Origin of the sequence: Streptomyces sp. GbtcB7 (assembly GCF_019091445.1) — a bacterium.
In the GTDB taxonomy this organism is placed as follows: domain Bacteria; phylum Actinomycetota; class Actinomycetes; order Streptomycetales; family Streptomycetaceae; genus Streptomyces; species Streptomyces mirabilis.
In genome coordinates this window covers 177,227-203,834 of sequence record NZ_JAGXJM010000024.1, presented here as the reverse complement: position 1 = coordinate 203,834, position 26,608 = coordinate 177,227, and the positions used below count along the sequence as shown (strand labels likewise).

The window sequence follows — 26,608 nt, the reverse complement described above, 5'->3', positions numbered from 1 at the left end:
CATCGTCCTGGTGGACGCCGGGTATCTGCTCGGGGCTGCTGCCAGTCTCCTCGCCGGGGAGCCTTCGCGATCCCGGATCACCGTCGACCACGCCGCCCTCATCCAGGGCCTGCGCGAGCGCGCCGAGTCCGACACGGAGCGGCCCCTGCTGCGCATCTACTGGTTCGACGGCGCCCCCGACCGCGTACCGCAACCGGAGCACCGCCGGCTGCGCGTGATGCCACGGGTCACGGTGCGCCTCGGCGCGCTGACCCGCAGCGACGGACGGTGGGCGCAGAAGGGCGTCGACGCCGCCATGCACGCCGAGCTGACCGAGCTGGCTCGCAACCGCGCCTGCTCCGACGTGGTCCTGGTGACCGGCGACGGGGACCTGCTGCCGGGCATGATGGCCGCCAAGGAGCACGGCGTCGCCGTACACCTGTGGGCCGTGCAGGCCGCGGACGGCGACTACAACCAGTCCGAGGACCTGGTCGCCGAGGCCGACGAGCGCCGGGTGCTGGACCGGGCGTGGATCACCAAGGCCGTACGGGCCAAGGACCTCGGCGGGATCTGTGCGCCGCAGCCCGTGCCGCGCCCCGAGATCGCCGCGATCCTCTCCGCGCCGTTGCCCGACTCGTCGCTCGCCGGTGCGGCCGAGCGGCCCTCCGAGGCCGCGGAGCACAGCCCCGTCGCCGAGTCGCAGAACGGGGCCGAGGAGCGGGTTCCCGCCCCCAAGGGCGTGCCCACGCCGAAGGACCTCGCCGCACTGCGCGCACCGGGCGTCCAGGCCCCCCAGCACCCCGCGAGCGCGACGCTGCGGTGGTCGTCCGACAAGGGGTGGATCGAACGCCCCGGGGGCGCCACGGAGTCCACGGAGGCCGCCGCGCTGCCCACGCTCGCCCAGCTCACCTCCGCCGAGCAGCGCTGGGCCGACCGCGAGGAGGACATCACCACGGTCGGCGGCGATCCGTACGAGGTGGGGCAGGTCTTCGCGCGCCGCTGGATGGAGCGGCTCACCGACCCGAGCCATCTGCAGAAGCTGTCCACGATGTACCCGCGGGTACCGCACCGGGTGGACGGCGAGCTGCTGCGTTACGCCGCGCGCTTCGGGCTGCTCGCCCACAAGGACGACCAGATCGACGAGCACGACCGGTATGCGATCAGGGCGGGGTTCTGGCGGGAGATCGATGTGCGTACGGCGGCGGAGCATGCCCCTGCCGGGGAGTGAGTCGGGGGAGCGGTTGGACCCCGGGTGCGCTGCTTGGGTGCGGGTGGGTGGGGGCGCTTCTTCGACGCGCCAGACCTTTGAGACCCGGGCCAGGACGGCTCGTGGACCGGCTGAGGCGAGGGCCCCGGGCGCATAACGGGGCATCGGACCCCGTAGGCTCGTCCTTCGTGAGTACGCGCACGGCACAGGCAGTCCGGAACGGGCACAGGGGCGATGTCGTGTGCTCGGTGCGCGCGCTGACCAAGACCTACCCGGCGGTCCGCGGACGCCGTGGCAGCCCCGGTACGCCCGAGGTGCGGGCCACCGACGGGGTACGGCTGGACATCCGGCGTGGCGAGATCTTCGGCCTGCTCGGGCCGAACGGCGCCGGGAAGTCCACCCTCGTACGCCAGCTGACCGGGCTCATGCGCCCCGACAGCGGCAGTGTCGAGATCCTCGGGCACGACATCGTGCGTCACCCCGAGCGGGCGGCGCGCATCCTCGCCTACCTCGGACAGGAGTCCACCGCCCTCGACGAGCTGACCGTGTCGCTGGCCGCCGAGACGACCGGGCGGCTGCGCGGGCTCGAACTGCGCGAGGCGCGGGCCGAGCGGGACGCCGTGCTCGACGAGCTGGGCCTCACCCCGATCGCCTCCCGCCCCCTGAAGAAGCTGTCCGGCGGCCAGCGGCGGCTGGCCTGCTTCGCCGCCGCGCTGGTAGGGCGGCGGCCGCTGCTCGTCCTCGACGAGCCGACCACCGGCATGGACCCCGTGGCTCGGCGGGCGGTGTGGTCCGCCGTCGACCGGCGCCGGGCCGAGCACGGCGCGACCGTGCTGCTGGTCACCCACAACGTCATCGAGGCCGAGACCGTGCTCGACCGGGTCGCCGTCCTCGACCGGGGCCGCGTCATCGCCTGCGACACGCCGGCCGGGCTGAAGGAGCGGGTCGCGGGCGAGGTGCGGGTCGAACTCGTCTGGCGCGAGAGCGCCCCGCTGGACGTGCCCGAGGTCGCCGCGCTGCGCGCCCGGGCCGTCGAGTCGGGCCGCCGCTGGACTCTGCGGCTCGCCCCGGAGGAGGCCCGCGCGGCCGTCGCCACGGTCACCGGAGGCGCCGCGTTCGCCGCGCTCGACGACTTCACGCTGGCCACGCCGAGCCTGGAGGACGTGTACCTCGCGCTCGGCGGCAATGCGCAGGGGTTGGTGAAGGCGTGAGCGCGCGGGGTCTGGAATCCGTAGGGGAGTCTGTACGGACGGGGAGGGGCGTCGTGGGTGTGGGAATCGGCGTGGGAAGCGGCGTGGGAATCGGCGTCGGAAACAGGACGGCTGCCGGAGTGAAGAGGAGCAGCTCGACGTGAGTGTCGTACCCGCTGAGGCGCTGCCGGGCAGTGCGCTGTCCGTGGCCGAGGACGCCGGTGACGCCGCCGAACTCGGGCCGCGGGCGCGGCTGTGGCCCTCCCTCGCCGCCATGTACCGGGCCCAGCTCTCCCGCGCGCGCGTGGCGCGGATTCCGCTGCTGTTCGTCGCCACGGTCCAGTCCGTCGGCATCATGGTCATGATGCGAGGCGTGGTGGACGGCGGCGGCGAGGCCCGGTCCATCGTGGCCGGGGCGTCGGTCCTGGTCGTCGCCTTCGTCGGGCTCAACCTGCTGGCCCAGTACTTCGGACAGCTGCGGGCCGGCGGCGGGCTCGACCACTACGCGACCCTGCCGGTGCCGCCGGCCGCCGTCGTGCTCGGTGCCGCGGGCGCGTACGCCTCCTTCACCGTGCCCGGGACCGTGGTCACCGCCGTCGTCGGCTGCGTCCTCTTCGGGCTGCCGATGGCGCATCTGTGGGTGCTCCTCGCGGTGATCCCGCTCGCGGGCGCCGCGCTCGCCGGGCTCGGGGCGGCGCTCGGACTGCTTGCGCCTCGGCCCGAACTCGCCACGCTGCTCGGACAGTTGGGGATGTCGGCGGCGCTGTTGCTCGGGGTGCTGCCGGCGGACCGGCTGCCTACGGTGGTGCAGTACGGCCGTGATCTGCTGCCCTCCACCTACGGCGTCGAGGCCTTCGCGCGGAGCTTCGGGGCGCACCCCGACTGGGCCTTCGTCGTCGGTGACCTCGCCGTCTGCGCGGGTGTCGGGGTGGCCTCGCTGGCGGTGGCGACCTGGGCGTACCGCCGGGCGGCCGTCCGGTGACGCGGCTGACAGCCGGGCCTGGCACGATGTCAGTGTGACCGCACCGCTGACTCCGCCTCCGCCGCCGCATCAACCGCCCTCCGACGACGCCCATGCCTGGCAGGCTCCGCCCGCCGGGGGTGTCGCGGGGACCGTCGGGTACGAACAGGACGGGCCCGGGATGAAGATCGAATTGCGGGACGCCGCCGTCGTCACGGTGGCGATGGTGGTCGCGGGCGTGCTGCTCGGTGTGCTGTGGTGGTGGCTGGCGCCGCATGTGCCGCTGATCGCGGACGACAGCGCGGTGTATCTGAAGGACACCGAGGGTGAGCAGGCCATCGGGGTCGACGGGACGTTCACGCTGCTCGCGCTGGCGTTCGGTGCGGTCAGTGCGGTGGTGGTGTTTCTGGTGCGGCGGCGTGGGGGTGTGCCGCTCGTTGTCGCGCTGGCGGTGGGGGGTCTGCTCGGGTCGCTGCTCGCCTGGCGGGTCGGGATCTGGCTCGGGCCGACGCAGAACGTGGTCGCCCACGCCAAGGCTGTGGGCAAGGGGGTGACGTTCTCCGCGCCGTTGAAGCTCGGGGCGAAGGGGGCGTTGCTGGCGTGGTCCCTGGCGGGGCTGGTGGTTCATCTCGGCCTGACCGCGTTGTTCGGTCCCCGGGACCCGGATCCCTACGCGAGCCCGTACGGGGCTCCGACCCCACCGCAGCCTCCGACGGTCTGAACCGCCTTTCCTCGCCCCCGCCGCCCCTACCCGTCCCATCCCCAGGGGCTCCGCCCCTTCAACCCCGCCAGGGGCGCTGCGCCCCCTGGACCCCCGCATCGCCCGAAGGGCTCGTCCTCAAACGCCGGACGGGCTGAAAGATGCGGGCCGGCCGGGGCATCGGGGTTCGGCCTCGTTCTCAGACGCCGGACGGGCTGGACATACGGGCTGGCTGGGGGATCGGCCTCCGGGCTCGTCCTCCGCTGCCGGACGGGCCGGAGATGCGGGGCGAAGCCCCGCCCCAGGGGCGCGGGGTACTGCGCGCTCAGCGCCCGCCGGCCGTCAGTCGAGCGACTTCGGGGGGCCGGGCGCGTGGGTCATGGAGGTCGGTGGCCGTGGTTCGAGCGGCCCTTCTTCGTGCGCCACTTGCGTTTGCGGGTTCGTTTCGACATGCCTCTCGTGCTTAACGCAGGACGACGCATCCGTCGAGGGGTCACGCACGGGCGACCGGCGCGGACACCGCTTCCGTGAGGTGCGCCAAGTCGTCGGGGGCGAGCTCCACCTCAAGGCCCCGGCGGCCTGCCGAGACGCAGATCGTGGCGTGGTGGTGGGCCGAGGCGTCCAGGACCGTACGGAGTCTCTTGCGCTGGCCCAGGGGGGAGATGCCGCCGCGGACATAGCCCGTGGTGCGCTCGGCGGCCGCCGGGTCGGCCATGGCGGCGCGCTTGCCGCCCACCGCCGTGGCCAGGGCCTTCAGGTCCAGGGAGCCCGCGACGGGGACCACGGCGACCACGAGGGAGCCGTCCACGTCCGCGACCAGGGTCTTGAAGACGCGGTCGGGGGAGACGCCCATCGCCTCGGCGGCCTCCTCGCCGTAGGAGGGGTGCGCCGGGTCGTGCTCGTAGGCGTGGACCGTGTACGCGACGCCCGCCGCCGTCAGGGCCACCGTCGCGGGCGTACCCCCGGACTGCTGCTGCTTCTTCGACTTCTTCGCCAAGGTGTCGAGGCCTTCAGTTGAGACTTGTCGGGTTGCGCGTCAGTTCCGCCGCAGGCAACGACGGCAGATTACGGATGATGGCGGTCTCGGCGCGCAGGAGTTTCAGCTCTTCGTGCAGGCGGGTGGCCGTGTCGGGAGCCTGGAGCAGCTTCTGCTTGGCCGGGATGTCGAGCATCACGGCGGCCGCCACCAGGTAGGAGACCACCGCCGGGTCGTCCGGCAGGTCCGCACCGGTGGACAGTGAGCGTTCGCGGGCGCCCGCCAGCCGCTTCTGGTACTGGCGGAAGGCCCGCAGGACGCCCTCGGCGAGCGCGCCCGCCTCCTCGCCGGGTTCCTCCGGAAGTTCCTCCAGTTCGGCCGTCAGGAACGCGCCGGAGGCGTCCACCGACAGGAGCCGTACCCGCGTGGTGCCGGTGGCCAGTACCTCGAAACTGCCGTCGGCGCGCTCCCGGATGGTGGCCGCGTCCGCGACACAGCCCACCTCGTGGAAGGCCTTGAGCGGGTCGTCGCCGAACCCGGCCGCGGGACCGCGCTGCGGCAGCGCCGTCTGGTCCGGCATGCCGGGTGCGGTGCGCGCGACCTCGTAGCCGTCGCGGATGGCGACGACGGCGAACCGGCGCGGTTCGTGCTCGGGGGTCTTCAGCAGTTCGCGCATCATGGCGCGATAGCGCTCCTCGAAAATGTTCAGGGGAAGCACGAGACCCGGGAACAGTACCGAGTTCAGGGGGAAGAGCGGGAGCCGGACGGTGGTCACGACGCGAAAGCCTAATGGTCTCCGGAGCGAGCACGTCCGCCGTGCTCACTCCGTGGATGGAGGGGGATGTTCGAGGCGACCTCCAGGCGGACTCCGTCGCGCAGTTCCAGGAACTGGCCCAGCGGGTCGTCGGAGACCCGGTCCCAGGGGAACGAGGTCGCGTACGGGCCGATCATGCGGAGCTGGTCCAGGGCGTCCTGCCAGCGCTCCAGCCTGATCAGGACGTAGGTGAGGAGGTTGCGCACCTCCGCGGGCCACGGGTCGGCGGGCGCGTAGGCCGCCGAGACCGCGATCGCGAGGTCGGCGGCCTCGTCGAGCCGCTCACGCGGGATGACGGCCCGGCCGCCCTCGGTCAGATAGGCGAAGGCCGCGCGCACCGGAAGCGCCTGTACGAGTGAGCCCGGCAGCGCGTCCTGAGCGGCCCGCTCGGCGAAGTCGAAGCACTCGCGGTGCGAGCCGTACCAGGCGGCCGACAGGTACTTCAGGGCGGCCACATGGCAGCCGTAGTGGTGCGGGGAGCGGCGTACGGCCTCGGCCCACAGCTTCTCGAACTCGGTGTGCCCGGCGTTGGTGCCACGGGCGTGGTCGAGCGCGATCCGCCAGGGCACCGGGTCGCGCGGGTCGCCCTCGGCGGCGGCGGCGATCAGCGGGCCGACCTCGCGCAGCAGTTCGGCGCGGGCGGGCGACTCCCACCAGCGGCGTACCGCGAGCTCGGCCTTGACCAGGAGCGCGTCCGGGTCGTGCGGGGACTCGCTCTGCCAGGTCTGGAGCCATTCGTCGCGGGTGCGCGCGAAGGCGGCGAGGCGCCTCGCGTAGCGGTCGCGGTTCTCCCACTCGGCGGCCTCGCGGGTGGCGGCGAGCAGTTTCGCCGCGATGTCGTACTCACCGCGGGCCGCCGCGACGAGGGCCGGGCCGAGCCGTTCGTCCGGGGCGTCCAGCAGTACCTCGTCGTCGGCGGGCAGTCCGGCGGCGAGGCGCGAAGTGTTCTTGACCATCCGGGCCGTACGGATGAACGCGCGCAGCAGTGCCATGGTGTCGACCATTGAAAGCCGCAGGTCGGAGCTGTACCAGAGGGTGCGCGGTGACACTTTCGTAACCCTCGTTTGGTTGTATGTCAGATGGTCAAGGGTGGGTAAAAAGTGACTGTTGTTCTACTATTGAACACCTGTCAACAGTATGGCCGGATGCCGCCCCACCAGGCCTCATCAGGCCCCTCAGCTGCGGCGCAGCAGCCGCGTCGCCCCCGCCGCCACCGTCGTCGCCAGGATCCAGCCCAGGAGGATCACCACCGCGGCCAGCCACTGCCAGGCGCCGCGCAGCTGCCAGACGTCCGCCTGGCCGAGGTCGATCACCGGCAGCAGCAGGTCGAGGGCGAACAGCGCGGCGTTCCACGGCGGATGCCCGCCGTTCGCCGGGGTGTGGGTCGCGTGCGAGAAGGCGATCGAGGACGCCGCCCAGAGCACCGCCATCCACAGGGCGGCCCGGCCGGGCCGGTACCCGTAGGCGACCGTCCAGTCCTGCGCGTACCCCCACAGTTTGGCCGCGAGCGGCAGGGTCTCGCGGCGGCGGCGCTGCTTGGCGAGCAGCACCTCGCGCGCGTCCTCGTCCTCCCCGGAGTCACGCAGCACGGTGGCCAGCCGCTCGTACGGCTCCGGGCTGTACTCCGCGGTCGCCGCCGCCACCCACTCCAGGCGCCGGGTCAGCGGGAAGCCTCCCTGCGGTACGAGGTTCTCGTAACTGAAGCCGCCCATGTGGAGGTTGCCCGGGCCTGGCCAGCTGTCGGCCCGGTCGACGAGATTGACGATCCGCGCGCCCGACAGGACCACCTTGCCCCGCTCGGGGCGCTCCCCGAGGAAGCGCAGCTCGGGCGTCTGCACCCGCAGCAGGGACAGCTCCTGGTCGTCGTCGAAGGTGAAACGGGCCTGCTCGAAGTCGAGGGCGTCCCCGAACCGTCCGTCGTCGAGGCGGATCCCGCCCTGGCACTCGAAGCGCTGCACCAGCGTCCCGCGCGCCGGGGTGGTGCCGCTGGTCAGCAGGGGATTGCCGAGGCCTGCGGGGGTCATGTAGAGCGTGCGGTTGACGGTCAGCTGGGGAGCGTTCAGGGCGAGCCGCGAGTACGGGTTGTTCAGCTTGCTGCCGCGCAGGCTGAGCGAGACACCGACGGTGGCGCCGCGCAGGCTCAGCTCGCCGTGCGACTCCAGCATCTCGGCCTGCAGGTCCTGCCCCACGGTCATGCCGTCGCCGGTGAGCGAGCGGCCGCGCCGGTCCCGGTAGACCACAGCCTGGTTGAGCAGCAGATCCGTACCGATGTGCGCGTCGGTCAGCCGCACCCCGTTGTGGAAGCGGCAGCGGGGCAGATGCAGATCGCCCTCGGTGTGCACCCGGGCCGCCTCCAGGCGCGGCACCGAGCAGTTGACCAGACGTACGGTCGTGAAGTGCGCCTCCGGCAGCAGGATCTCCTTCTCGAACCGGCAGCCCTTCAGCTCGACGTACGGCACCACCGTGCCACCCGCGAGATCGAGAACGTCCGTGATCCGCACGCCGGTCAGCTTCAGGGAGGCGACCCGGCCCTGGAGGGCGGGCGGCCCGTCGAGCAGCAGCCATGCCACGATCCGGGCCCGGACACTGCGCTCGGGCCCCCAGGGATGGCCGCCGTGCGAGTCGTCCACGGTCATGTCCCCGCTGCGCAGGTCGTACACGCTGCCGTTGCGGAAGGCCTGCCACATCCCGGCCTCGGCGGCGGTCAACTCGTCCGGCAGGTCCCCACCGCGGATGCCGGCACCCTCGGTCACGTCACGCCCCTCCCTCCCCAGCTACTCGCGGGTTTCGTACAGCCGTTCATGCCCGCTGTGTGACGGGCCGAACGCTATTGGTGACGGAGATCTCCAGGGGGAGCCTGGGACGGCTTGTATCAGCCATTGATACAGGCGTCCGGCGCCTTATCGCCGTCTGAGAGAATTGGGACCGTGATCTCCCGAATCGATCTGCGCGGCGACGCCCTCCCCGAGGGCTCCGCCCTGCGCGACCTGCTGCCCCGAGCCGACTTCGACGTATCGGCCGCCCTGGAGAAGGTGCGTCCGATCTGCGAGGCCGTGCATCATCGTGGCGACGCGGCGCTGATCGACTACGCGGAGAAATTCGACGGGGTGCAGCTGGAATCCGTGCGGGTTCCGGCCCAGGCCCTCGCCGAGGCCCTGGAGCAGCTCGACCCGGCCGTGCGCGCGGCCCTGGAGGAGTCCATCCGCCGCGCCCGCCTGGTCCACCGCGAGCAGCGCCGCACCGCGCACACCACCCAGGTCGTGCCGGGCGGCTCGGTCACCGAGAAGTGGGTGCCGGTCGAGCGCGTCGGTCTCTACGCGCCCGGTGGACGGTCGGTCTACCCCTCGTCCGTGATCATGAACGCGGTTCCGGCGCAGGAGGCCGGAGTCGCCTCCATGGCGCTCGCCTCCCCGCCGCAGAAGGAGTTCGGGGGCCTCCCGCACCCCACGATCCTCGCCGCCTGCGCCCTCCTCGGCATCGACGAGGTGTACGCGGTCGGCGGCGCCCAGGCCGTCGCGATGTTCGCGCACGGAACCGAGTCCTGCACCCCGGCCAACATGGTCACCGGGCCCGGCAACATCTGGGTCGCCGCCGCCAAGCGCTACTTCACGGGCAGGATCGGCATCGACACCGAGGCCGGTCCCACCGAGATCGCGATCCTCGCGGACGAGACCGCCGACCCGGTGCACGTGGCCTCCGACCTGATCAGCCAGGCCGAGCACGACCCGCTCGCCGCCGCCGTCCTCGTCACGGACTCCGTCGAGCTGGCGGAGGCGGTCGAGAAGGAGCTGGAGCCGCAGGTCGCGGCCACCAAGCACATCGAGGACCGGATCGTCCCCGCGCTGAGCGGCAGGCAGTCCGCGATCGTCCTCGTCGACGGCGTGGACGAAGGCCTGCGGGTCGTCGACGCGTACGGCGCCGAGCACCTGGAGATCCAGACGGCGGACGCTGCCGCCGTCGCCGACCGGGTGAAGAACGCGGGCGCGATCTTCGTCGGCGCCTGGGCGCCGGTGTCGCTGGGCGACTACTGCGCGGGCTCCAACCACGTGCTGCCCACCGGCGGCTGCGCCTGCCACTCCTCGGGGCTGAGCGTCCAGTCCTTCCTGCGCGGGATCCACATCGTGGACTACACGCGCGACGCCCTCGCCGAGGTGGCGCACCACGTGGTGACGCTCGCGGAGGCGGAGGACCTGCCGGCCCACGGGGCGGCGATCAAGGCTCGTTTCGGGTGGAAGGTTCCAGAGAGCAAGTGACCGGTATCGACGATCTTCCCGTACGGGACGAGCTGCGCGGCAAGTCCCCCTACGGCGCGCCCCAACTCGACGTGCCCGTACGGCTGAACACCAACGAGAACCCGTACCCGCTGCCCGAGCCGCTCGTCGAGCGGATCGCCGAGCGGGTCCGCGAGGCCGCCCGCAACCTCAACCGCTACCCCGACCGCGACGCGGTGGAGCTCCGTACGGAGCTGGCCAAGTACCTGACGAGGACCGGCGGGCACCGGGTCGGCGTCGAGAACGTCTGGGCGGCCAACGGCTCGAACGAGGTCATCCAGCAGCTGCTGCAGACCTTCGGCGGCCCCGGCCGTACGGCGATCGGCTTCGATCCCTCGTACTCGATGCACGCGCTCATCGCGCGCGGCACCGGCACGGCCTGGATCTCGGGCCCCCGCGGCGAGGACTTCACGATCGATCTGGCGGCCGCCACACGCGCCATCGCCGAGAACCGCCCGGACGTCGTCTTCATCACCACCCCCAACAACCCCACGGGCAACGCGGTGCCGCGTGAGACGGTCCTCGCGCTGTACGAGGCCGCGCAGGCCGCCAGGCCGTCCATGGTCGTGGTCGACGAGGCGTACATCGAGTTCAGCCACGGCGACTCGCTGCTGCCGCTGATCGAAAGCCGGCCGAATCTCGTCGTGTCGCGGACGATGTCGAAGGCGTTCGGCGCGGCAGGACTGCGCCTCGGCTATCTCGCCGCGCACCCCGCGGTCGTCGACGCGGTCCAGCTCGTACGGCTGCCCTACCACCTGTCGGCCGTCGCGCAGGCCACCGCCCTGGCCGCCCTGGAGCACACCGACACGCTGCTCGGGTACGTCGAGCAGCTGAAGACCGAGCGGGACCGCCTGGTCGCCGAACTGCGTGCGATCGGGTACGAGGTGACCGAGTCCGACGCGAACTTCGTCCAGTTCGGGCGATTCGACGGCGAGGGCGGCTCCCACGAGGCCTGGCAGAAGATCCTCGACCGGGGCGTCCTGGTCCGGGACAACGGCGTACCGGGATGGCTGCGGGTCTCCGCCGGCACCCCGGCCGAAAACGACGCGTTCCTGGACGCGGTCCGTGAGTTGAAGAAGGAGCAGAGCGCATGAGCCGCGTCGGAAGAGTGGAGCGGACGACCAAGGAGACGTCGGTCCTCGTCGAGATCGATCTCGACGGGTCCGGCAAGGTCGAGGTGTCGACGGGCGTCGGCTTCTACGACCACATGCTCGACCAGCTCGGCCGGCACGGTCTGTTCGACCTGACCGTGAAGACCGAGGGCGACCTGCACATCGACTCGCACCACACCATCGAGGACACCGCCCTCGCGCTCGGCGCCGCCTTCAAGCAGGCACTCGGCGACAAGGTGGGCATCTATCGCTTCGGCAACTGCACGGTCCCGCTGGACGAGTCCCTCGCCCAGGTGACCGTCGACCTGTCGGGCCGCCCGTACCTCGTGCACACCGAGCCCGAGAACATGGCGCCGATGATCGGCGAGTACGACACGACGATGACCCGGCACATCCTGGAGTCCTTCGTCGCCCAGGCCCAGATCGCGCTGCACGTGCACGTGCCCTACGGGCGCAACGCGCACCACATCGTGGAGTGCCAGTTCAAGGCGCTCGCCCGGGCGCTGCGGTACGCCTCCGAGCGCGATCCGCGCGCCGTCGGCATCCTCCCCTCCACGAAGGGCGCGCTGTAAAGCCATGACAGGCCTCAACACCATCCTCATCGTCGTCGGGCTCTTCCTCCTGGGCGGTGTCTACTCCTTCGTCAAGCAGAAGATGCCCGCGAGTCTCATCGTGCTGCTCTCCTTCGGCGCCGCGATGTGTCTGATCGCGGGCGTCATGAGGCTGGAGGTGTGGAATTGACCGCTCCTAAGAAGGTCGTCGTCTTCGATTACGGCTTCGGGAACGTGCGTTCCGCCGAGCGTGCCCTCGCGCGCGCGGGCGCCGAGGTCGAGATAACGCGTGACTTCGACAAGGCCATGAACGCGGACGGGCTGCTGGTGCCCGGCGTCGGCGCCTTCGCCGCCTGCATGAAGGGCCTCAAGGACGCCCGCGGCGACTGGATCATCGGCCGCCGTCTGTCCGGTGGCCGCCCGGTGATGGGCATCTGCGTCGGTATGCAGATCCTCTTCGCGCGCGGCATCGAGCACGGTGTGGAGACCGAGGGCCTCGACGAGTGGCCCGGCACGGTCGCGCCGCTCCAGGCCGACATCGTGCCCCACATGGGCTGGAACACCGTCGAGGCCCCGGCCGGCTCCCAGCTCTTCGCGGGCCTCGACGCCGACGCGCGCTTCTACTTCGTGCACTCCTACGCCGTCCACGACTGGTCCCTGGAAGTGGGCAACCCGGCGCTGCGCGCCCCCCTGGTGACCTGGTCGACGCACGGCAAGCCCTTCGTGGCGGCCGTCGAGAACGGCCCCCTGTGGGCCACGCAGTTCCACCCCGAGAAGTCCGGCGACGCCGGAGCCCAGCTCCTCACCAACTGGATCGGAACACTGTGAGCAAGCTCGAACTCCTCCCCGCCGTCGACGTCCGCGACGGCCAGGCCGTCCGGCTCGTGCACGGCGAGTCCGGGACGGAAACTTCTTACGGCTCCCCCCTCGAGGCCGCCCTCGCCTGGCAGAGCTCGGGCGCCGAGTGGCTGCACCTCGTCGACCTGGACGCCGCGTTCGGCACCGGCGACAACCGCAAGCTGATCGCCGAGGTCGCCGGCGCCATGGACATCAAGGTCGAGCTGTCCGGCGGCATCCGCGACGACGACACGCTCGCCGCGGCCCTCGCCACCGGCTGCACCCGGGTCAACCTCGGCACCGCCGCCCTGGAGACCCCCGAGTGGGTCGCCAAGGTCATCGCCGAGCACGGCGACAAGATCGCGGTCGGTCTCGACGTACGCGGCACGACGCTGCGCGGCCGCGGCTGGACCCGCGACGGTGGCGACCTCTACGAGACGCTGGAGCGCCTCAACGCCGAGGGCTGCGCGCGCTATGTCGTCACGGACATCGCCAAGGATGGCACGCTGCAGGGCCCGAACCTGGAGCTGCTGCGCAAGGTGTGCGCCGCGACGGACCGCCCGGTGGTCGCGTCGGGCGGGGTCTCCTCCCTGGACGACCTGCGCGCCATCGCCGAGCTCGTGCCGCTGGGCGTCGAGGGCTCCATCGTCGGCAAGGCCCTCTACGCCAAGGCGTTCACCCTGGAAGAGGCCCTGGAGGCGGTAGCCAAGTGAGCGACGTACGACGTGTCACGACCGGCGCGCCCTGGGAGGACGCCTTCGGCTACTCCCGCGCGGTGGAGCTGCCGAACGGCCTGGTGCTGGTCGCCGGCTGCACCTCCGTGATCGACGGAGCGATCGTCGACGGCGACCCGTACGAACAGGCGGTCAACTCCTTCAACGCCGCGTTCGCCGCGTTGCAGCAGCTCGGCCTCGGCCGTGACGACGTCGTCCGTACGCGCATGTACATCACCCACGCCCGGGACGTGGAGGAGGTCGGACGCGCCCACAAGGAGCTGTTCGACACCGTCCGCCCCGCCGCGTCCATGATCATCGTCTCCGGCTTCGTGGACTCGCGACTGGTCGTCGAGGTCGAGGTGGAGGCGTTCCGCTCCGGCGGAGAAGACGGAGTGTCCGCAGCATGACCCTTGCCGTACGAGTCATCCCCTGCCTGGACGTGGACAACGGCCGGGTCGTCAAGGGTGTCAACTTCCAGAACCTGCGTGACGCGGGCGACCCCGTCGAGATGGCCAAGGTGTACGACGCCGAGGGCGCCGACGAGCTGACGTTCCTGGACATCACCGCGTCCTCGGGCAACCGTGAGACCACCTACGACGTGGTGCGCCGCACGGCCGAGCAGGTCTTCATCCCGCTCACCGTGGGCGGCGGCGTACGCACCGCCGAGGACGTCGACAAGCTGCTGCGGGCGGGCGCCGACAAGGTCGGGGTCAACACGGCCGCGATCGCCCGGCCCGAGCTCATCCGGGAGATCGCGGAGCGGTTTGGACGGCAGGTGCTGGTGCTGTCGGTGGACGCCAGGCGCACTCCCGGGGGGACCTTCGAGGTCACCACGCACGGCGGGCGCAAGGGCACCGGCATCGACGCGGTCGAGTGGGCGCACCAGGCCGCCGAGCTGGGCGCGGGCGAGATCCTGCTCAACTCGATGGACGCGGACGGCACGAAGGACGGCTACGACATCGAGATGATCGAGGCCGTCCGTAAGCACGTCACCGTGCCGCTCATCGCCAGCGGGGGCGCGGGCCGGCTCGCCGACTTCCCGCCCGCCATCGCCGCGGGCGCCGACGCGGTGCTCGCCGCGTCCGTCTTCCACTTCGGGGATCTGCGGATCGGCCAGGTGAAGGAGGCGCTGCGGGAGGCGGGGCGCCCCGTTCGCTGACGTCGGACGTCAGCGGTGCACGCAGTGCGCTGAGCCCCGGTCACTGGGTGGCCGGGGCTCGCTTGTGGACAGATGCGAAAGATAAGTTGCGCAAAATCTGTTGTGCAATTTTTCTTTCGTATTTACGGTGAACTCATGGCAGAAAAGGAGAACCTCCGCCGCATCGCGGACATGGGCACGCTCAAGGCGATAGCCCATCCGCTGCGGATGAAGCTGTACCGGGCCCTGTATGTGGCCAGGACCGCGACCGCGTCCCAGCTGGCCGAGCAGGTCGACGAAGCCCCCTCGTTGGTCAGCTACCACCTGCGCAAGCTCGCCGAGTACGGGCTGATCGAGGAGGCCGAGCCCCGCAGCGAGGACGGCCGCGAGCGCTGGTGGCAGCCTGCTTCGGAAGGCGTGAGCATCCACGACGAGGACTTCCGGGACGCGCCCGAGAAGAGGGCCGCGCATCTGGCGGCCACCCGGCTCTTCCACGAGCAGCGCAGCGACATGTACCGGCGCTACCTGGACGAGCGTCCCGCCTGGGCCCCGGAGTGGAACACCGCCGCTCCGGACAGCGAGTCCCTCCTGCGACTGACGGCGACAGAACTGTCCGAGCTTGGCGCGGAGCTGATCGCTCTCATCAAGAAGTACGACGAGAAGGGCCGCGCCGACGAGGCGGCCGGTGCCACAGAAGGCCGCGAGAACGTGGCGCTGCATGTGTACGGCTTCCCGTTCCGCCCTTGAGAGGACGTACTTCAGTGACCGCGACCGTCATAGGCTCCGCTCCCGCAGACACCGACCGTCCGGCCCACCGCGACGGCAACGTGCTGCGCTGGCTCGGCGCCTACACCTCGTCGATGATCGGCGACAACGTCTACTACCTCGCGCTGTCCTGGGCCGCCGTCCAGGCCGGAACGCCCTCGCAGGCCGGGCTCGTGATGGCCGTGAGCGCCGTGCCGCGGGCCCTGCTGATGCTGGGCGGAGGAGTGGTCGCCGACCGGTTCGGGCCGCGGAAGGTCGTCATCGGCAGCGACGCCGTGCGCTGCGCGGCCGTCCTCGCGGTGGCCGCTCTGCTGTTCGCGGCCGGCCCCGGGCTGTGGCTGCTGGCACTGCTCGCCGTCGTCTTCGGCACCGTCGACGCCGTCTTCATGCCCGCCGTGGGCGCACTCCCGGCCCGCGTCACCAGCCACGGGCAGCTCGCCCGCGTCCAGGGCATGCGGGGCCTCGCGATCCGCTTCGCCAATGTCGTCGGGGCGCCGCTCGGCGGCCTCGCTGTGGCGCTCGGCGGCTCGGCGGCGGCGTTCGGCCTGGCGGGCATGCTGATCGCCGTGTCCGTGCCGCTGCTGATCTCCGTACGGATGAGGGAACTGCCCGCCGACGACAAGGCCGCGGAGCGCACCCCTTGGCGGGACCTCCGTGACGGCCTCGGCTACATCAGGCGACACCGCGTCCTCGCCCCGCTCATCGCCGCCATCGCCCTCGGTGACTTCGGCTTCGTCGGGCCGCTCAACGTGGGCCTGACCCTGCTGGCCGACCAGCGCGGCTGGGGCGCCGCCGGGATGGGCTGGGTGGTCGCCGGGTTCGGGACCGGCGCAGGGGCCGCCGCGCTCCTGCTGACCGTGCGCGGGCACCTGCCGCACGCGGGACGTCTGGCCGGGGTGGCGATCCTGGGGGGCTCGGTCGCGATCGGCGCGCTCGCCTACGCACCGAGTGTCGCCGCGGCTGTCGGCGTCGCCCTGCTCGTGGGGTTGCTCGCGGGGCTCAGCGGTGCCTTGTGCGGCGCCCTGCTGCAGACCCATGCGGACCCCGCCTACCTGGGCCGCGTCACCGCCGTCGCCGGCCTCGTCAGCCTCGGTCTCGCCCCGCTGAGCATGCCGGTGGCCGCCGCCGCGATCGGCTGGTGGGGCACCGGACCGGTTTTCGTGGCCAGCGCCGCGGTCTGCGGCCTCGGCGGGGTCCTCGCGCTGTGCGTCCGCGACCTGCGCCGCGCCGAACTGCCCCGCTGAGAAGCCCGCTCAGAGACCCAACTGCTTCGTCTCGCTCAGCTTCGCGATCGCGTCCTTGTCGCCCTCCAGCTCCACGTCGGCCGTCTTCTGCCGGCCGAGGGCGAACATCAGCAGCTCCGAGGGCTCGCCGGTCACCGTCACGACCGGGGTGCCCCGGTGGGCGACCGCCGTCTGGCCGTCCGGGCGGCGCAGCACCAGGCCGGTCGGCGCGCCACGGCCGGCGAGACGGGCGGTGCGCTCCAGGCGGGACCACAGGGCGTCCTGGAAGACCGGGTCCAGCGGGCGCGGCGTCCAGTCAGGCTGGGCCCGCCGCACGTCCTCGGTGTGGACGTAGAACTCGACCGTGTTCGACGCCTCGTCGATCTGCTTCAGCGCGAAGGGCGAGAAGCGCGGCGGGCCCGTACGGATCAGCTGGATCAGCTCCTCGTACGGCTTCTCGGCGAACTCCGCCTGCACCCGCTCCAGACGCGGCGCGAGCTGTTTGAGCAGCAGCCCGCCCGCGGCGTCCGCGCGGCGCTCGCGCACCACCACGTGCGCGGCGAGATCACGGGTGTTCCAGCCCTCGCACAGGGTCGGGGCGTCCGGGCCCTCGGCCTCCAACAGGTCGGCGAGGAGAAGTCGTTCACGCTTGGCATGGGTCGACATGCCAGCAAGCCTACGACCGCCCCAGGAGCCCGCCCAGTGGACATCGGCGTTCAGGGGGCGCACGGTCCGGCCTGTGGACAACTGGCGGGTGCGTCCCACGGGCGCGGCACAATGGTCGGCATGACCAGCACGCCCCCGCCCAGCAGCCCGAGCGGCCTGGATCCCGAGATCGCCGCGCGCCTCAAGCGCAGCGCCGACGGACTCGTCCCCGCCATCGCCCAGCAGTACGACACCGGTGAGGTGCTGATGCTCGGCTGGATGGACGACGAGGCGCTGCACCGCACGCTCACCACGGGCCGCTGCACGTACTGGTCGCGCAGCCGCCGGGAGTACTGGGTGAAGGGCGACACCTCCGGCCACTTCCAGTGGGTGAAGTCCGTGGCCCTGGACTGCGACGCCGACACGATCCTGGTCCAGGTCGACCAGGTGGGCGCCGCCTGCCACACGGGCGCCCGTACCTGCTTCGACGAGGACGTGCTGCTCAAGGAGGCGGCCCCCGTGGACACCCAGGGCGCCGATTCCGGCGTACCGTCACTGGATCAGTAAGGTCAGCCGCCATGGACCTCGAGACGTTCCGCAAGCTGGCCACCGACCGCCGTGTCATCCCCGTCAGCCGCAAGCTCCTCGCCGACGGCGACACGCCGGTCGCGCTCTACCGCAAGCTGGCCGCCGAGCGCCCCGGCACCTTCCTCCTGGAATCCGCCGAGAACGGCCGCTCGTGGTCCAGGTACTCCTTCATCGGCGTCCGCAGCCAAGCCACCCTGACCGAGCGCGACGGGCAGGCCCACTGGCTCGGCACCCCGCCCGTCGGCGTCCCCGTCGACGGGGACCCGCTGGCCGCCCTGCGCGCCACCATCGAGGCCCTGCACACACCGCACGGAGAGGGCCTGCCCCCGTTCACCGGCGGCATGGTCGGCTACCTCGGCTACGACATCGTGCGCCGCCTGGAGAAGATCGGCCCCGGCGAGCGGGACGATCTGAAGCTCCCCGAGCTGACCATGCTGCTCACCAGCGACCTCGCCGTCATGGACCACTGGGACGGCTCGGTCCAGCTGATCGCCAACGCGATCAACCACAACGACCTCGACACGGGCGTCGACGAGGCCTACGCGGACGCGGTCGCCCGCCTCGACGCCATGGAGGCCGACCTCTCCCGCGCGGTCTCCCAGCCGCCCGCCGCGCTCCCGCCCTCCGAGCTGCCCGAGTACACCGCCCTGTGGGGCGGCCCGGACTTCCAGGACGCCGTCGAGGACATCAAGGAGCGCATCCGGGCGGGCGAGGCCTTCCAGGTCGTCCCCTCCCAGCGCTTCGAAACGCCGTGCACGGCAAGCGCGTTGGACGTCTATCGCGTACTGAGGGCGACCAATCCCTCCCCGTACATGTACCTCTTCCGCTTCGACGGCTTCGACGTCGTCGGCTCGTCCCCCGAGGCCCTGGTCAAGGTCGAGGACGGGCAGGCGATGGTGCACCCCATCGCGGGCACCCGGCCGCGCGGCGCCACCGTCCAGGAGGACCAGGCCCTCGCCGACGAGCTGATCGCCGACCCCAAGGAGCGTGCCGAGCACCTGATGCTCGTCGACCTGGGGCGCAACGACCTGGGGCGGGTCTGCGAGCCCGGCTCCGTAGAAGTCGTCGACTTCATGTCCATCGAGCGCTACTCGCACGTGATGCACATCGTGTCCACCGTGACCGGACGCGTCGCGGCGGGCCGTACGGCCTTCGACGTGCTCACCGCCTGCTTCCCGGCCGGCACCCTCTCCGGTGCCCCCAAGCCGCGCGCGATGCAGATCATCGACGAACTCGAACCGTCCCGGCGGGGGCTGTACGGCGGCTGCGTCGGCTACCTCGACTTCGCCGGCGACTCCGACACCGCCATCGCCATCCGTACGGCCCTGCTGCGCGACGGCACCGCGTACGTCCAGGCGGGCGCCGGCATCGTCGCCGACTCGGACCCCGTCGCCGAGGACGACGAGTGCCGCAACAAGGCCGCCGCGGTCCTGCGCGCGGTGCACACCGCCAACCGGCTCGGCCGGTAGCAGGCGGCGGAATCCGGGTTCTGCCGTACGAGTTCGGGCGATAGGACGAGGGTCACGTGAACCCCGGGTGACGGTTCGCCCGGGGTTCAGGCGATAGTGGACTACGTGACAGCTGTACCTTCCCCCCGATCCGAAGCCGCGGGACCCGCCCGGTCCGGCCGCCGAAGCCTCGCCGTCGCCCTGCTCAGCGGCGCCCTCGGCGCGGCCGTGGCGCTGCTCTCCACCCGGCAGAGCTGGTCGGAGGGCACCGCGACGGTGGCCGGCGGCGCCTTCCCGCTGACCGCCAAGGGCAGCGACGTCACGGGCGTGCCCGCGGCGCTCGCCATAGTGGGCCTCGCCGCACTCGTCGCCGTCTTCGCCGTCCGCAGCTCCGGGCGCTTCCTCGTCTCCGCCCTGCTCGCGCTCTCCGGCGCGGGCACGGTCGTGGCGGCGGTGCTCGGCGCGAGCGACAGCTCCGCCCTCGACGAGAAGGCCGCGGCCGCCTCCGGCGACACCGCCGCCACCGCGAGCGCCCTCAGCCACACCGCCTGGCCCTACGCGGCCGCGGCGGGCGGCGCGCTCATCCTCCTCGCGGGGCTGCTCGCGCTGCGCTACGGACGGCTGTGGCCCGCGATGTCCGGCCGCTACGAGCGCGACGGGACGCCCCGGCCGCGCAAGGCCAAGCCGGTCGACCCCGACCGGCCCGAGGACATCTGGAAGGCGCTCGACCGGGGCGAGGACCCGACGGGGCCGGATCCGGCCGGGACCTAGGACCGGAATCGGCCGAGGCCCAGGACCGGAATCGGGCAGACCGGGCGGGCCCTACGGCCCGGGACCTTGGTCGTGACGTGCAGAATGTGACGTGCCAGTCGCCACCCCGCGCTCCCGCCGCAGGCGTGCGTACGGGAGAATGGACGATGAGCGTCCGACTCACACACGTAATCAGCAACGAGGAGCAAGTCATGGCGGGCAGCAGCCACGGTCACACCCCGGCCGCCTGGACCGGTGTCATCATCGCCTTCATCGGTTTCTGCGTCGCGGGTGCCTTCATGGTGATGGCCAACCCGCTGGGCTTCTGGGCCGGCATGGTCATCGTCATCCTCGGCGGTGTCGTCGGCATGGCCATGCGCGCGGCGGGCCTCGGCCAGCCGAAGAGGAGCGCGGCCCCGGCCGCCGCGCACCCGGTCCGCGAGGCCGTCGGCGCCGAGAGCTGACCCCCCAGGGCTTCTCGAGAGGCGGTCCCGGCACTCCCGCCGGGACCGCCTCTCGCGCGTCCGCCCCGGGCGCGCCGCACCCGCGACGAGCGCGCCACGCCCGGGACGGGCAGAATGCGACGGGTGAACGCCGAAACCCGGAGGGTGACGCGGCCCCGACCTGCTGAGCGGGTCGTGCCGCGGCGGCTCGCCGTCCCCGCGGGGGCGCTCGCGGCCGTCGCCGGCGCCTTCGCGTACGTCGGGGCCGTGGACCCCAACCAGCCCGGGCACTACCCCGTCTGCCCGCTGCTGCGCTACACGGGCCTGTACTGCCCCGGCTGCGGCGGTCTGCGCAGCGCGCACGCCTTCGCGCACGGGGACTTCGCGGCGGCTTTCACGGACAACGCGCTCGCCTTCACGGGCTACTTCGTCTTCGCGGTGGTGTGGACCGTCTGGGCGGTCCGCTCGGCACGCGGACGGCCGCTGCGGATCGACCTGGGGCCCGTGCACCTGTGGAGTGCGGGCGTGTTGCTCCTGGTCTTCACCGTTGTCCGGAACCTGTCCTTCGGTGGCTGGCTGCACCCTTGATCAAATGGCAAACGTCCAGGTAGTGGGACCGGCGTCAACCGGATGTGAAGCCTAGGCCTTCCTCCGGATACCATCGGAGTGACCCATCATGACCGTCGCGACGGCGGTCCGGGGTCGACAGGCTCAACCGTTCACCGTCAGGGAAGGGGGCCGCTCGCGTGAGTGTGCTCGACGAGATCATCGACGGAGTCCGTGCCGACCTCGCGGAGCGGCAGGCGCGCGTCAGCCTCGACGAGCTCAAGGAGCGCGCGGCGAAGGCTCCCGCGGCCAAGGACGGCGTGGCCGCCCTGCGTGGCGACGGCGTCAAGGTCATCTGTGAGGTCAAGCGCTCCAGCCCGTCCAAGGGCGCGCTCGCCGCGATCGCCGACCCCGCGGCCCTGGCCGCGGACTACGAGGCGGGCGGCGCGGCCGTCATCTCGGTCCTGACCGAGCAGCGCCGCTTCGGCGGTTCGCTGGCCGACCTGGAGGCCGTCCGCGCCCGGGTCGACATCCCCGTGCTCCGCAAGGACTTCATCGTCACGTCGTACCAGCTGTGGGAGGCCCGCGCGTACGGCGCCGACCTCGCGCTGCTGATCGTGGCCGCCCTCGACCAGGCCGCCCTGGAGTCCCTCATCGAGCGCGCCGAGTCCATCGGGCTCACGCCGCTCGTCGAGGTGCACGACGAGGACGAGGTCGAGCGGGCGGTGGACGCCGGGGCGAAGGTCATCGGCGTCAACGCGCGCAACCTCAAGACCCTCAAGGTGGACCGCACCACCTTCGAGCGGGTCGCCCCCGAGATCCCGTCCGGCCTCGTCAAGGTCGCCGAGTCCGGCGTCCGCGGGCCGCACGACCTCATCGCGTACGCCAACGCCGGCGCCGACGCGGTCCTGGTGGGCGAGTCCCTCGTCACCGGCCGCGACCCGAAGACGGCGGTCGCCGACCTCGTCGCGGCCGGGGCCCACCCCGCGCTGCGCCACGGACGGAGCTGACACTCCGGTGCACAGCGCGCCCCACGCCACCGCCGTCACCCGTCCGGGCCCACGCCCCGACGGGGGAGTGGCGTGCGTGCGGGCGGCTGCCGCCGGGGCGCGCGACCCCTACGCCCGCCTCGCCCGCGGCTGTCGGCCGCGCGGCTGCCGGGCACCGGCCCGCCGCGTCCACGGGCGCCGCGTGCGGTATGTCATCGGTGACGAACCGGGCCAGGTCAACGGCATGCGATGGCCCGCCGGCGCACGCGTATCAGGCGCCGTTCCAGGCCCGCCGCACCCCGCGGTGAGCTGACGGCTCCGACTCCGGGTGTCCTCGGGGCGACCTGTGCGTGCGCGACCGACGTGACCCCTGTCCGACCTGTAACCGGGGCTGTCGCCCCTGCGAGGTATCCGCATGCCCAGCGAGTTCTTCATTCCCGACCCCGAGGGTCAAGTTCCCACCGCCGAGGGGTACTTCGGCGCGTTCGGCGGCAAGTTCATCCCGGAGGCGCTGGTCGCCGCCGTGGACGAGGTCGCCGTCGAGTACGACAAGGCGAAGGCGGACCCCGAGTTCGCCCGCGAGCTCGACGACCTGCTCGTCCACTACACCGGGCGCCCGAGCCCACTCACCGAGGTGTCCCGCTTCGCCGAACACGCCGGTGGCGCGCGCGTCTTCCTCAAGCGCGAGGACCTCAACCACACCGGGTCCCACAAGATCAACAACGTGCTCGGTCAGGCCCTCCTCACCAAGCGGATGGGCAAGACCCGCGTCATCGCCGAGACCGGCGCCGGTCAGCACGGCGTGGCGACCGCCACCGCCTGCGCGCTCTTCGGCCTCGAGTGCACGATCTACATGGGTGAGATCGACACCCAGCGGCAGGCACTCAACGTGGCCCGCATGCGCATGCTCGGCGCCGAGGTCATCGCCGTGAAGTCCGGCTCCCGCACCCTCAAGGACGCCATCAACGAGGCCTTCCGGGACTGGGTCGCCAACGTCGACCACACGCACTACCTCTTCGGGACCGTCGCGGGGCCGCACCCCTTCCCCGCCATGGTCCGCGACTTCCACCGGGTCATCGGCGTCGAGGCCCGGCGGCAGATCCTGGAGCGCGCCGGACGGCTCCCCGACGCGGCCATCGCCTGCGTCGGCGGCGGCTCCAACGCCATCGGCCTCTTCCACGCCTTCATCCCGGACGCGGACGTACGCCTCATCGGCTGCGAGCCCGCCGGACACGGCGTGGAGACCGGGGAGCACGCCGCGACCCTGACCGCCGGTGAACCCGGCATCCTGCACGGGTCGCGGTCGTACGTCCTCCAGGACGAGGAAGGGCAGATCACCGAGCCCTACTCCATCTCGGCGGGCCTCGACTACCCGGGCATCGGACCCGAGCACTCCTACCTCAAGGACAGCGGCCGCGGCGAGTACCGCGCGGTCACCGACGACGCGGCCATGCAGGCCCTGCGCCTGCTCTCCCGCACCGAGGGCATCATCCCGGCGATCGAGAGCGCCCACGCGCTCGCCGGGGCCCTGGAGGTCGGCAAGGAGCTGGGCAAGGACGGGCTGATCATCGTCAACCTGTCCGGGCGCGGCGACAAGGACATGGACACGGCCGCCCGCTACTTCGGCCTGTACGACACCGCCGCCGACGCCGTCGTCGAGCCGGACGCCGGCAGTGACACCGCCGAGATCGAGGGGGACGCCAAGTGAGCGGCAACATCCAGCTGTTGAGCGACACCCTCGCCGCCGCGAAGGCGGAGGGGCGCTCCGCGCTCATCGCGTACCTGCCGGCCGGGTTCCCGACGGTCGACGGCGGGATCGCGGCCGTCAAGGCCGTCTTCGAGGGCGGCGCGGACATCGTCGAGATCGGTCTGCCGCACAGCGACCCCGTTCTCGACGGGCCCGTCATCCAGACCGCCGACGACATCGCCCTCAAGGGCGGCGTCAAGATCGCCGACGTCATGCGCACGGTCCGTGAGGCGCACGGGGCCACCGGGAAGCCGGTGCTCGTCATGACGTACTGGAACCCCATCGACCGCTACGGCGTCGAGCGCTTCACCGCCGAACTGGCGGAGGCGGGCGGCGCGGGCTGCATCCTGCCCGACCTGCCCGTCCAGGAGTCGGCGCTGTGGCGTGAGCACGCGCAGAAGCACGGTCTCGCGACCGTCTTCGTCGTCGCGCCCAGCAGCAAGGACGCCCGGCTCGCGGAGATCACGGCGGCGGGCAGCGGCTTCGTGTACGCGGCCTCGCTGATGGGCGTCACGGGCACGCGGGAGTCCGTGGGGGCCCAGGCCCAGGACCTGGTGCGGCGCACCAAGGCCACCACCGAGCTGCCGGTCTGCGTCGGCCTGGGTGTCTCCAACGCCACCCAGGCGGCCGAGGTGGCCGGCTTCGCCGACGGTGTGATCGTCGGCTCGGCCTTCGTCAAGCGGATGCTGGACGCGCCGGACGAGGCCGCGGGCCTCGACGCGGTCCGCGCCCTCGCGGGCGATCTGGCGAAGGGCGTGCGCGGCGCGGCCTGAGACACCTTCCGCCGCGTACGCGTCCTGTTGCGTACGTAACGGACAATCCGCTCACTCGAACGGGTGGACCTGGGACCGGGGAGGCGCGCTGCGCCTCCCCGGTTCGTTCTGCCGGTTGTGAGCGAGAAGAACCGTGACGGAAAGCGCACCGCCCGCGAGCGGATGGCGGTCGAGCGAGAGAAGCAGAAGTCCGCGGACAGGCGCCGCCGGGCGCTGATCGTGGGCGCGTCGGTGGTGTGCGTCCTGGCCCTTGCCGCGGTGGTGGGTGTCCTGGCCGCCAACGCGGGCAAGGACAAGAAGAACGCCGCGTCGGGCCCGGCCGTGTCGCCCTCGGGCGCGACCGGCAAGGACGGCCTCGCGATCCCCGTCGGCAAGGACGGCGCCAAGTCGGCCCTCACGGTCTGGGAGGACTTCCGCTGCCCGGCCTGCCAGGCCTTCGAGACGAGGTATCGCCCGACGATCCACGAGCTGGTGGACGCCGGAAAGCTCAGGGTCGAGTACCACCTGGTCACGCTCATCGACGACGGCAGGGGAGGCAGCGGCTCCCGGCACGCGGCCAACGCCGCGGCCTGCGCCCAGGACGCCGGAAAGTTCACGGCGTATCACGACGTGCTGTACGAGAACCAGCCCGACGAGGCCACCGACGACTTCTCGAACGACAGCAAGCTCATCGAGCTGGCGGGCAAGGTCGACGGCCTGGACACCCCCGCCTTCCAGAAGTGCGTCAAGGACGGCACGCACAACAGCTGGGTCGTGAAGTCGAACGCGGCCTTCCAGAGCGGCGGTTTCCGGGGCACGCCGACCGTGCTGCTGGACGGCAAGAGCATCTACGGGGACCAGACGATGACCCCCGCGAAGCTCAAGCAGATGGTGGAGGCGGAGAACAAGGCCTGAGCCCCGCGTCGGCCCTGCGCCCCCGGCCCGGACACGGGCCGGGGGCGACTCATGTCGTTGCTCACGTCCTGACCCGAGTTGTGGCCTCTGTCACGGTCCTTGTCACGGCCTGTGTCACGGCCTCGGTTCAGGGCCCCTGTTATGGACCCGTAGCCGGGCTGCTTGCCGTGGGTCCGGTCCGGCAGGGTAGCGTCGACCCTGCCATGGATATCGCCTACATTCCCAGCCCGTCGCACGGTGTGGTGCACCTCGGCCCCATCCCGCTGCGCGGCTACGCGTTCTGCATCATCATCGGCGTCTTCGTAGCCGTCTGGCTCGGCAACAAACGCTGGATCGCCCGGGGTGGGCGGCCCGGCACGGTGGCCGACATCGCGGTGTGGGCCGTCCCGTTCGGCCTTGTCGGAGGCCGGCTCTACCACGTGATCACGGACTACGAGCTGTACTTCAGCGACGGCCGTGACTGGGTGGACGCCTTCAAGGTGTGGCAGGGCGGCCTCGGCATCTGGGGCGCGATCGCGCTCGGTGCGGTGGGCGCCTGGATCGGCTGCCGCCGACGCGGCATCCCGCTCCCCGCCTGGGCCGACGCCCTCGCCCCCGGCATCGTCTTCGCCCAGGCCATCGGGCGCTGGGGCAACTGGTTCAACCAGGAGCTGTACGGCAAGGCGACGGACGTGCCGTGGGCGCTGCACATCACGTCCTCCACGGACGGGCGCGTGCCGGGGTACTACCACCCGACGTTCCTGTACGAGTCCCTGTGGTGCGTTGGCGTCGGCTTCCTCGTCATCTGGGCGGACCGCCGCTTCACGCTGGGCCACGGGCGGGCGTTCGCGCTGTACGTCGCCGCGTACTGCGTCGGCCGCGGCTGGATCGAGTACATGCGCGTCGACGACGCCCACCACATCCTGGGCCTGCGTCTCAACGACTGGACCGCGATGGTGGTCTTCCTCCTCGCGGTGACCTACTTCGTGGTGTCGGCGCGGCTGCGGCCGGGACGCGAGGAGGTCGTCGAGCCGGACGGGGACACGCCCGACGGGGATGCGGTCGCCCTCGACAAGAAGGCCGACAGCAAGGCCGACAACAAGGCTGACGACGAGGCCGACGAGACGACCGACGAGAAGTCCGACGGCAAGAAGTCCGACGGCAAGAAGTCCGACGGCAAGAAGCCCGACGCGAAGACGGACACCGAGTCCGACGAACCCGCGCAGTCCAAGGAGTCCGTGGAGCCCGCGGAATCCGAGGAGCCCGCGGAATCCGCGGAATCCGAGGAGCTCGTGGAGCCCGAGGAGTCCGTGGAGGCGGCGCGGGGCGAGGCCGAGTCGGCCAAGAAGGTCTGAGTTCCTCCAGT

Annotated in this window: 30 protein-coding genes; 25 read left to right on the top strand and 5 right to left on the bottom strand. The window is 71.9% G+C overall.

The window, feature by feature from the left end:
- Position 1 precedes the first annotated feature (1 nt).
- The 4 genes from KVT44_RS34440 (at position 2) to KVT44_RS34425 (ending at position 4,058) form a co-directional block, all read left to right on the top strand.
- On the top strand, positions 2 to 1,207 hold the full coding sequence (locus KVT44_RS34440; protein WP_308314188.1) for an NYN domain-containing protein: 1,206 nt from the start codon (positions 2 to 4) through the stop codon (positions 1,205 to 1,207).
- 167 nt (positions 1,208 to 1,374) lie between these two features.
- Positions 1,375 to 2,397, top strand: a complete 1,023-nt coding sequence (locus KVT44_RS34435; protein ID WP_179858139.1) for an ABC transporter ATP-binding protein — start codon at positions 1,375 to 1,377, stop codon at positions 2,395 to 2,397.
- Between the two features lie 163 nt (positions 2,398 to 2,560).
- Positions 2,561 to 3,358 carry an ABC transporter permease gene (locus KVT44_RS34430; RefSeq protein ID WP_254650296.1) on the top strand — a complete coding sequence of 266 codons (798 nt, stop codon included), beginning with the start codon at positions 2,561 to 2,563 and terminating at the stop codon, positions 3,356 to 3,358.
- Positions 3,359 to 3,392: 34 nt separating this feature from the next.
- Entirely contained in the window at positions 3,393 to 4,058 is a 666-nt protein-coding gene (locus KVT44_RS34425; RefSeq protein WP_217571230.1) for an AAA family ATPase, read from the top strand.
- A 472-nt stretch (positions 4,059 to 4,530) separates the two neighbouring features.
- Here the strand turns inward: KVT44_RS34425 and ybaK are convergent, their stop codons facing one another.
- The 4 genes from ybaK to KVT44_RS34405 form a co-directional block, all read right to left on the bottom strand.
- The gene (gene ybaK / locus KVT44_RS34420; protein ID WP_054231469.1) at positions 4,531 to 5,034 is read right to left on the bottom strand and encodes a Cys-tRNA(Pro) deacylase; all 504 of its coding nucleotides are present in this window, start codon (positions 5,032 to 5,034) and stop codon (positions 4,531 to 4,533) included.
- 13 nt (positions 5,035 to 5,047) lie between these two features.
- The gene (locus tag KVT44_RS34415; RefSeq protein WP_217571229.1) at positions 5,048 to 5,788 is read right to left on the bottom strand and encodes an LON peptidase substrate-binding domain-containing protein; all 741 of its coding nucleotides are present in this window, start codon (positions 5,786 to 5,788) and stop codon (positions 5,048 to 5,050) included.
- An 11-nt stretch (positions 5,789 to 5,799) separates the two neighbouring features.
- Positions 5,800 to 6,819 (bottom strand): hypothetical protein, encoded by a 1,020-nt coding sequence (locus tag KVT44_RS34410; RefSeq protein ID WP_217571244.1) that lies wholly within the window; start codon positions 6,817 to 6,819, stop codon positions 5,800 to 5,802.
- Between the two features lie 183 nt (positions 6,820 to 7,002).
- Positions 7,003 to 8,580: an oxidoreductase gene (locus KVT44_RS34405; RefSeq protein WP_217571228.1), complete on the bottom strand. Its 1,578-nt coding sequence runs from the start codon at positions 8,578 to 8,580 to the stop codon at positions 7,003 to 7,005.
- A 174-nt stretch (positions 8,581 to 8,754) separates the two neighbouring features.
- Here KVT44_RS34405 and hisD point away from each other — a divergent pair, with 174 nt between their 5' ends.
- The 10 genes from hisD to KVT44_RS34355 all read left to right on the top strand — a co-directional run bounded on the left by hisD (position 8,755) and on the right by KVT44_RS34355 (position 16,461).
- Positions 8,755 to 10,080: a histidinol dehydrogenase gene (hisD, locus tag KVT44_RS34400; RefSeq protein WP_217571226.1), complete on the top strand. Its 1,326-nt coding sequence runs from the start codon at positions 8,755 to 8,757 to the stop codon at positions 10,078 to 10,080.
- Positions 10,077 to 11,192 carry a histidinol-phosphate transaminase gene (locus tag KVT44_RS34395; protein ID WP_217571224.1) on the top strand — a complete coding sequence of 372 codons (1,116 nt, stop codon included), beginning with the start codon at positions 10,077 to 10,079 and terminating at the stop codon, positions 11,190 to 11,192. Before hisD ends, KVT44_RS34395 begins: the two co-directional genes overlap by 4 nt.
- A complete protein-coding gene (gene hisB, locus KVT44_RS34390) occupies positions 11,189 to 11,782 on the top strand; it encodes an imidazoleglycerol-phosphate dehydratase HisB (RefSeq protein WP_121416432.1) in 594 nt (197 codons plus the stop codon). Before KVT44_RS34395 ends, hisB begins: the two co-directional genes overlap by 4 nt.
- A 4-nt stretch (positions 11,783 to 11,786) precedes the next feature.
- Positions 11,787 to 11,951 (top strand): hypothetical protein, encoded by a 165-nt coding sequence (locus KVT44_RS34385; protein ID WP_165854115.1) that lies wholly within the window; start codon positions 11,787 to 11,789, stop codon positions 11,949 to 11,951.
- A complete protein-coding gene (hisH, locus tag KVT44_RS34380) occupies positions 11,942 to 12,589 on the top strand; it encodes an imidazole glycerol phosphate synthase subunit HisH (RefSeq protein ID WP_190170192.1) in 648 nt (215 codons plus the stop codon). Before KVT44_RS34385 ends, hisH begins: the two co-directional genes overlap by 10 nt.
- Positions 12,586 to 13,311, top strand: a complete 726-nt coding sequence (gene priA, locus KVT44_RS34375) for a bifunctional 1-(5-phosphoribosyl)-5-((5-phosphoribosylamino)methylideneamino)imidazole-4-carboxamide isomerase/phosphoribosylanthranilate isomerase PriA (protein WP_075026365.1) — start codon at positions 12,586 to 12,588, stop codon at positions 13,309 to 13,311. The genes hisH and priA overlap by 4 nt, the downstream gene beginning before the upstream one ends.
- Positions 13,308 to 13,721 carry a RidA family protein gene (locus KVT44_RS34370; protein ID WP_067363809.1) on the top strand — a complete coding sequence of 138 codons (414 nt, stop codon included), beginning with the start codon at positions 13,308 to 13,310 and terminating at the stop codon, positions 13,719 to 13,721. The genes priA and KVT44_RS34370 overlap by 4 nt, the downstream gene beginning before the upstream one ends.
- On the top strand, positions 13,718 to 14,473 hold the full coding sequence (hisF, locus tag KVT44_RS34365; RefSeq protein WP_099923147.1) for an imidazole glycerol phosphate synthase subunit HisF: 756 nt from the start codon (positions 13,718 to 13,720) through the stop codon (positions 14,471 to 14,473). The genes KVT44_RS34370 and hisF overlap by 4 nt, the downstream gene beginning before the upstream one ends.
- A 135-nt stretch (positions 14,474 to 14,608) precedes the next feature.
- Complete coding sequence (locus KVT44_RS34360; protein ID WP_099940880.1) at positions 14,609 to 15,199, top strand: transcriptional regulator; 591 nt, start codon at positions 14,609 to 14,611, stop codon at positions 15,197 to 15,199.
- 14 nt (positions 15,200 to 15,213) lie between these two features.
- Complete coding sequence (locus tag KVT44_RS34355; protein WP_308314187.1) at positions 15,214 to 16,461, top strand: MFS transporter; 1,248 nt, start codon at positions 15,214 to 15,216, stop codon at positions 16,459 to 16,461.
- Between the two features lie 9 nt (positions 16,462 to 16,470).
- Here KVT44_RS34355 and KVT44_RS34350 read toward each other — a convergent pair whose 3' ends face one another.
- The gene (locus tag KVT44_RS34350) at positions 16,471 to 17,106 is read right to left on the bottom strand and encodes a TIGR03085 family metal-binding protein (protein ID WP_060902101.1); all 636 of its coding nucleotides are present in this window, start codon (positions 17,104 to 17,106) and stop codon (positions 16,471 to 16,473) included.
- Between the two features lie 120 nt (positions 17,107 to 17,226).
- Here KVT44_RS34350 and hisI point away from each other — a divergent pair, with 120 nt between their 5' ends.
- The 11 genes from hisI to lgt all read left to right on the top strand — a co-directional run bounded on the left by hisI (position 17,227) and on the right by lgt (position 26,597).
- On the top strand, positions 17,227 to 17,652 hold the full coding sequence (gene hisI, locus KVT44_RS34345) for a phosphoribosyl-AMP cyclohydrolase (protein WP_054231580.1): 426 nt from the start codon (positions 17,227 to 17,229) through the stop codon (positions 17,650 to 17,652).
- 11 nt (positions 17,653 to 17,663) lie between these two features.
- Positions 17,664 to 19,142: an anthranilate synthase component I gene (locus KVT44_RS34340; protein WP_095855186.1), complete on the top strand. Its 1,479-nt coding sequence runs from the start codon at positions 17,664 to 17,666 to the stop codon at positions 19,140 to 19,142.
- 96 nt (positions 19,143 to 19,238) lie between these two features.
- Positions 19,239 to 19,892 carry a TIGR02234 family membrane protein gene (locus KVT44_RS34335; protein WP_179436605.1) on the top strand — a complete coding sequence of 218 codons (654 nt, stop codon included), beginning with the start codon at positions 19,239 to 19,241 and terminating at the stop codon, positions 19,890 to 19,892.
- A gap of 191 nt (positions 19,893 to 20,083) precedes the next feature.
- Positions 20,084 to 20,335, top strand: a complete 252-nt coding sequence (locus tag KVT44_RS34330; RefSeq protein ID WP_217571222.1) for an HGxxPAAW family protein — start codon at positions 20,084 to 20,086, stop codon at positions 20,333 to 20,335.
- A gap of 114 nt (positions 20,336 to 20,449) precedes the next feature.
- Complete coding sequence (locus KVT44_RS34325) at positions 20,450 to 20,902, top strand: DUF2752 domain-containing protein (RefSeq protein WP_217571220.1); 453 nt, start codon at positions 20,450 to 20,452, stop codon at positions 20,900 to 20,902.
- A 158-nt stretch (positions 20,903 to 21,060) separates the two neighbouring features.
- Positions 21,061 to 21,870: an indole-3-glycerol phosphate synthase TrpC gene (gene trpC / locus KVT44_RS34320; protein WP_075026357.1), complete on the top strand. Its 810-nt coding sequence runs from the start codon at positions 21,061 to 21,063 to the stop codon at positions 21,868 to 21,870.
- Between the two features lie 67 nt (positions 21,871 to 21,937).
- Positions 21,938 to 22,162 carry a tryptophan biosynthesis modulator TrpM gene (gene trpM, locus KVT44_RS58550; RefSeq protein ID WP_256257959.1) on the top strand — a complete coding sequence of 75 codons (225 nt, stop codon included), beginning with the start codon at positions 21,938 to 21,940 and terminating at the stop codon, positions 22,160 to 22,162.
- A 102-nt stretch (positions 22,163 to 22,264) separates the two neighbouring features.
- On the top strand, positions 22,265 to 23,557 hold the full coding sequence (gene trpB / locus KVT44_RS34315) for a tryptophan synthase subunit beta (protein ID WP_217571218.1): 1,293 nt from the start codon (positions 22,265 to 22,267) through the stop codon (positions 23,555 to 23,557).
- Entirely contained in the window at positions 23,554 to 24,369 is an 816-nt protein-coding gene (gene trpA / locus KVT44_RS34310; RefSeq protein WP_217571216.1) for a tryptophan synthase subunit alpha, read from the top strand. The genes trpB and trpA overlap by 4 nt, the downstream gene beginning before the upstream one ends.
- A 117-nt stretch (positions 24,370 to 24,486) precedes the next feature.
- Positions 24,487 to 25,263, top strand: coding sequence for a thioredoxin domain-containing protein (locus KVT44_RS34305; protein WP_190170198.1), 777 nt, complete (start codon positions 24,487 to 24,489; stop codon positions 25,261 to 25,263).
- Positions 25,264 to 25,466: 203 nt separating this feature from the next.
- Positions 25,467 to 26,597: a prolipoprotein diacylglyceryl transferase gene (lgt, locus tag KVT44_RS34300; RefSeq protein ID WP_217571214.1), complete on the top strand. Its 1,131-nt coding sequence runs from the start codon at positions 25,467 to 25,469 to the stop codon at positions 26,595 to 26,597.
- The last annotated feature ends 11 nt before the right edge of the window (positions 26,598 to 26,608 follow it).

Coding starts and splice junctions, on each gene's coding strand:
- KVT44_RS34360 (WP_099940880.1), top strand. CDS start 14,609: ATGGCAGAAAAGGAGAACCTCCGCCGCATCGCGGACATGGGCACGCTC.
- KVT44_RS34325 (WP_217571220.1), top strand. CDS start 20,450: ATGCGACGGGTGAACGCCGAAACCCGGAGGGTGACGCGGCCCCGACCT.
- hisF (WP_099923147.1), top strand. CDS start 13,718: ATGACCCTTGCCGTACGAGTCATCCCCTGCCTGGACGTGGACAACGGC.
- hisB (WP_121416432.1), top strand. CDS start 11,189: ATGAGCCGCGTCGGAAGAGTGGAGCGGACGACCAAGGAGACGTCGGTC.
- KVT44_RS34340 (WP_095855186.1), top strand. CDS start 17,664: ATGGACCTCGAGACGTTCCGCAAGCTGGCCACCGACCGCCGTGTCATC.
- hisI (WP_054231580.1), top strand. CDS start 17,227: ATGACCAGCACGCCCCCGCCCAGCAGCCCGAGCGGCCTGGATCCCGAG.
- lgt (WP_217571214.1), top strand. CDS start 25,467: ATGGATATCGCCTACATTCCCAGCCCGTCGCACGGTGTGGTGCACCTC.
- trpB (WP_217571218.1), top strand. CDS start 22,265: ATGCCCAGCGAGTTCTTCATTCCCGACCCCGAGGGTCAAGTTCCCACC.
- KVT44_RS34410 (WP_217571244.1), bottom strand. CDS start 6,819: ATGGCACTGCTGCGCGCGTTCATCCGTACGGCCCGGATGGTCAAGAAC.
- KVT44_RS34330 (WP_217571222.1), top strand. CDS start 20,084: ATGGCGGGCAGCAGCCACGGTCACACCCCGGCCGCCTGGACCGGTGTC.
- KVT44_RS34350 (WP_060902101.1), bottom strand. CDS start 17,106: ATGTCGACCCATGCCAAGCGTGAACGACTTCTCCTCGCCGACCTGTTG.
- KVT44_RS34385 (WP_165854115.1), top strand. CDS start 11,787: ATGACAGGCCTCAACACCATCCTCATCGTCGTCGGGCTCTTCCTCCTG.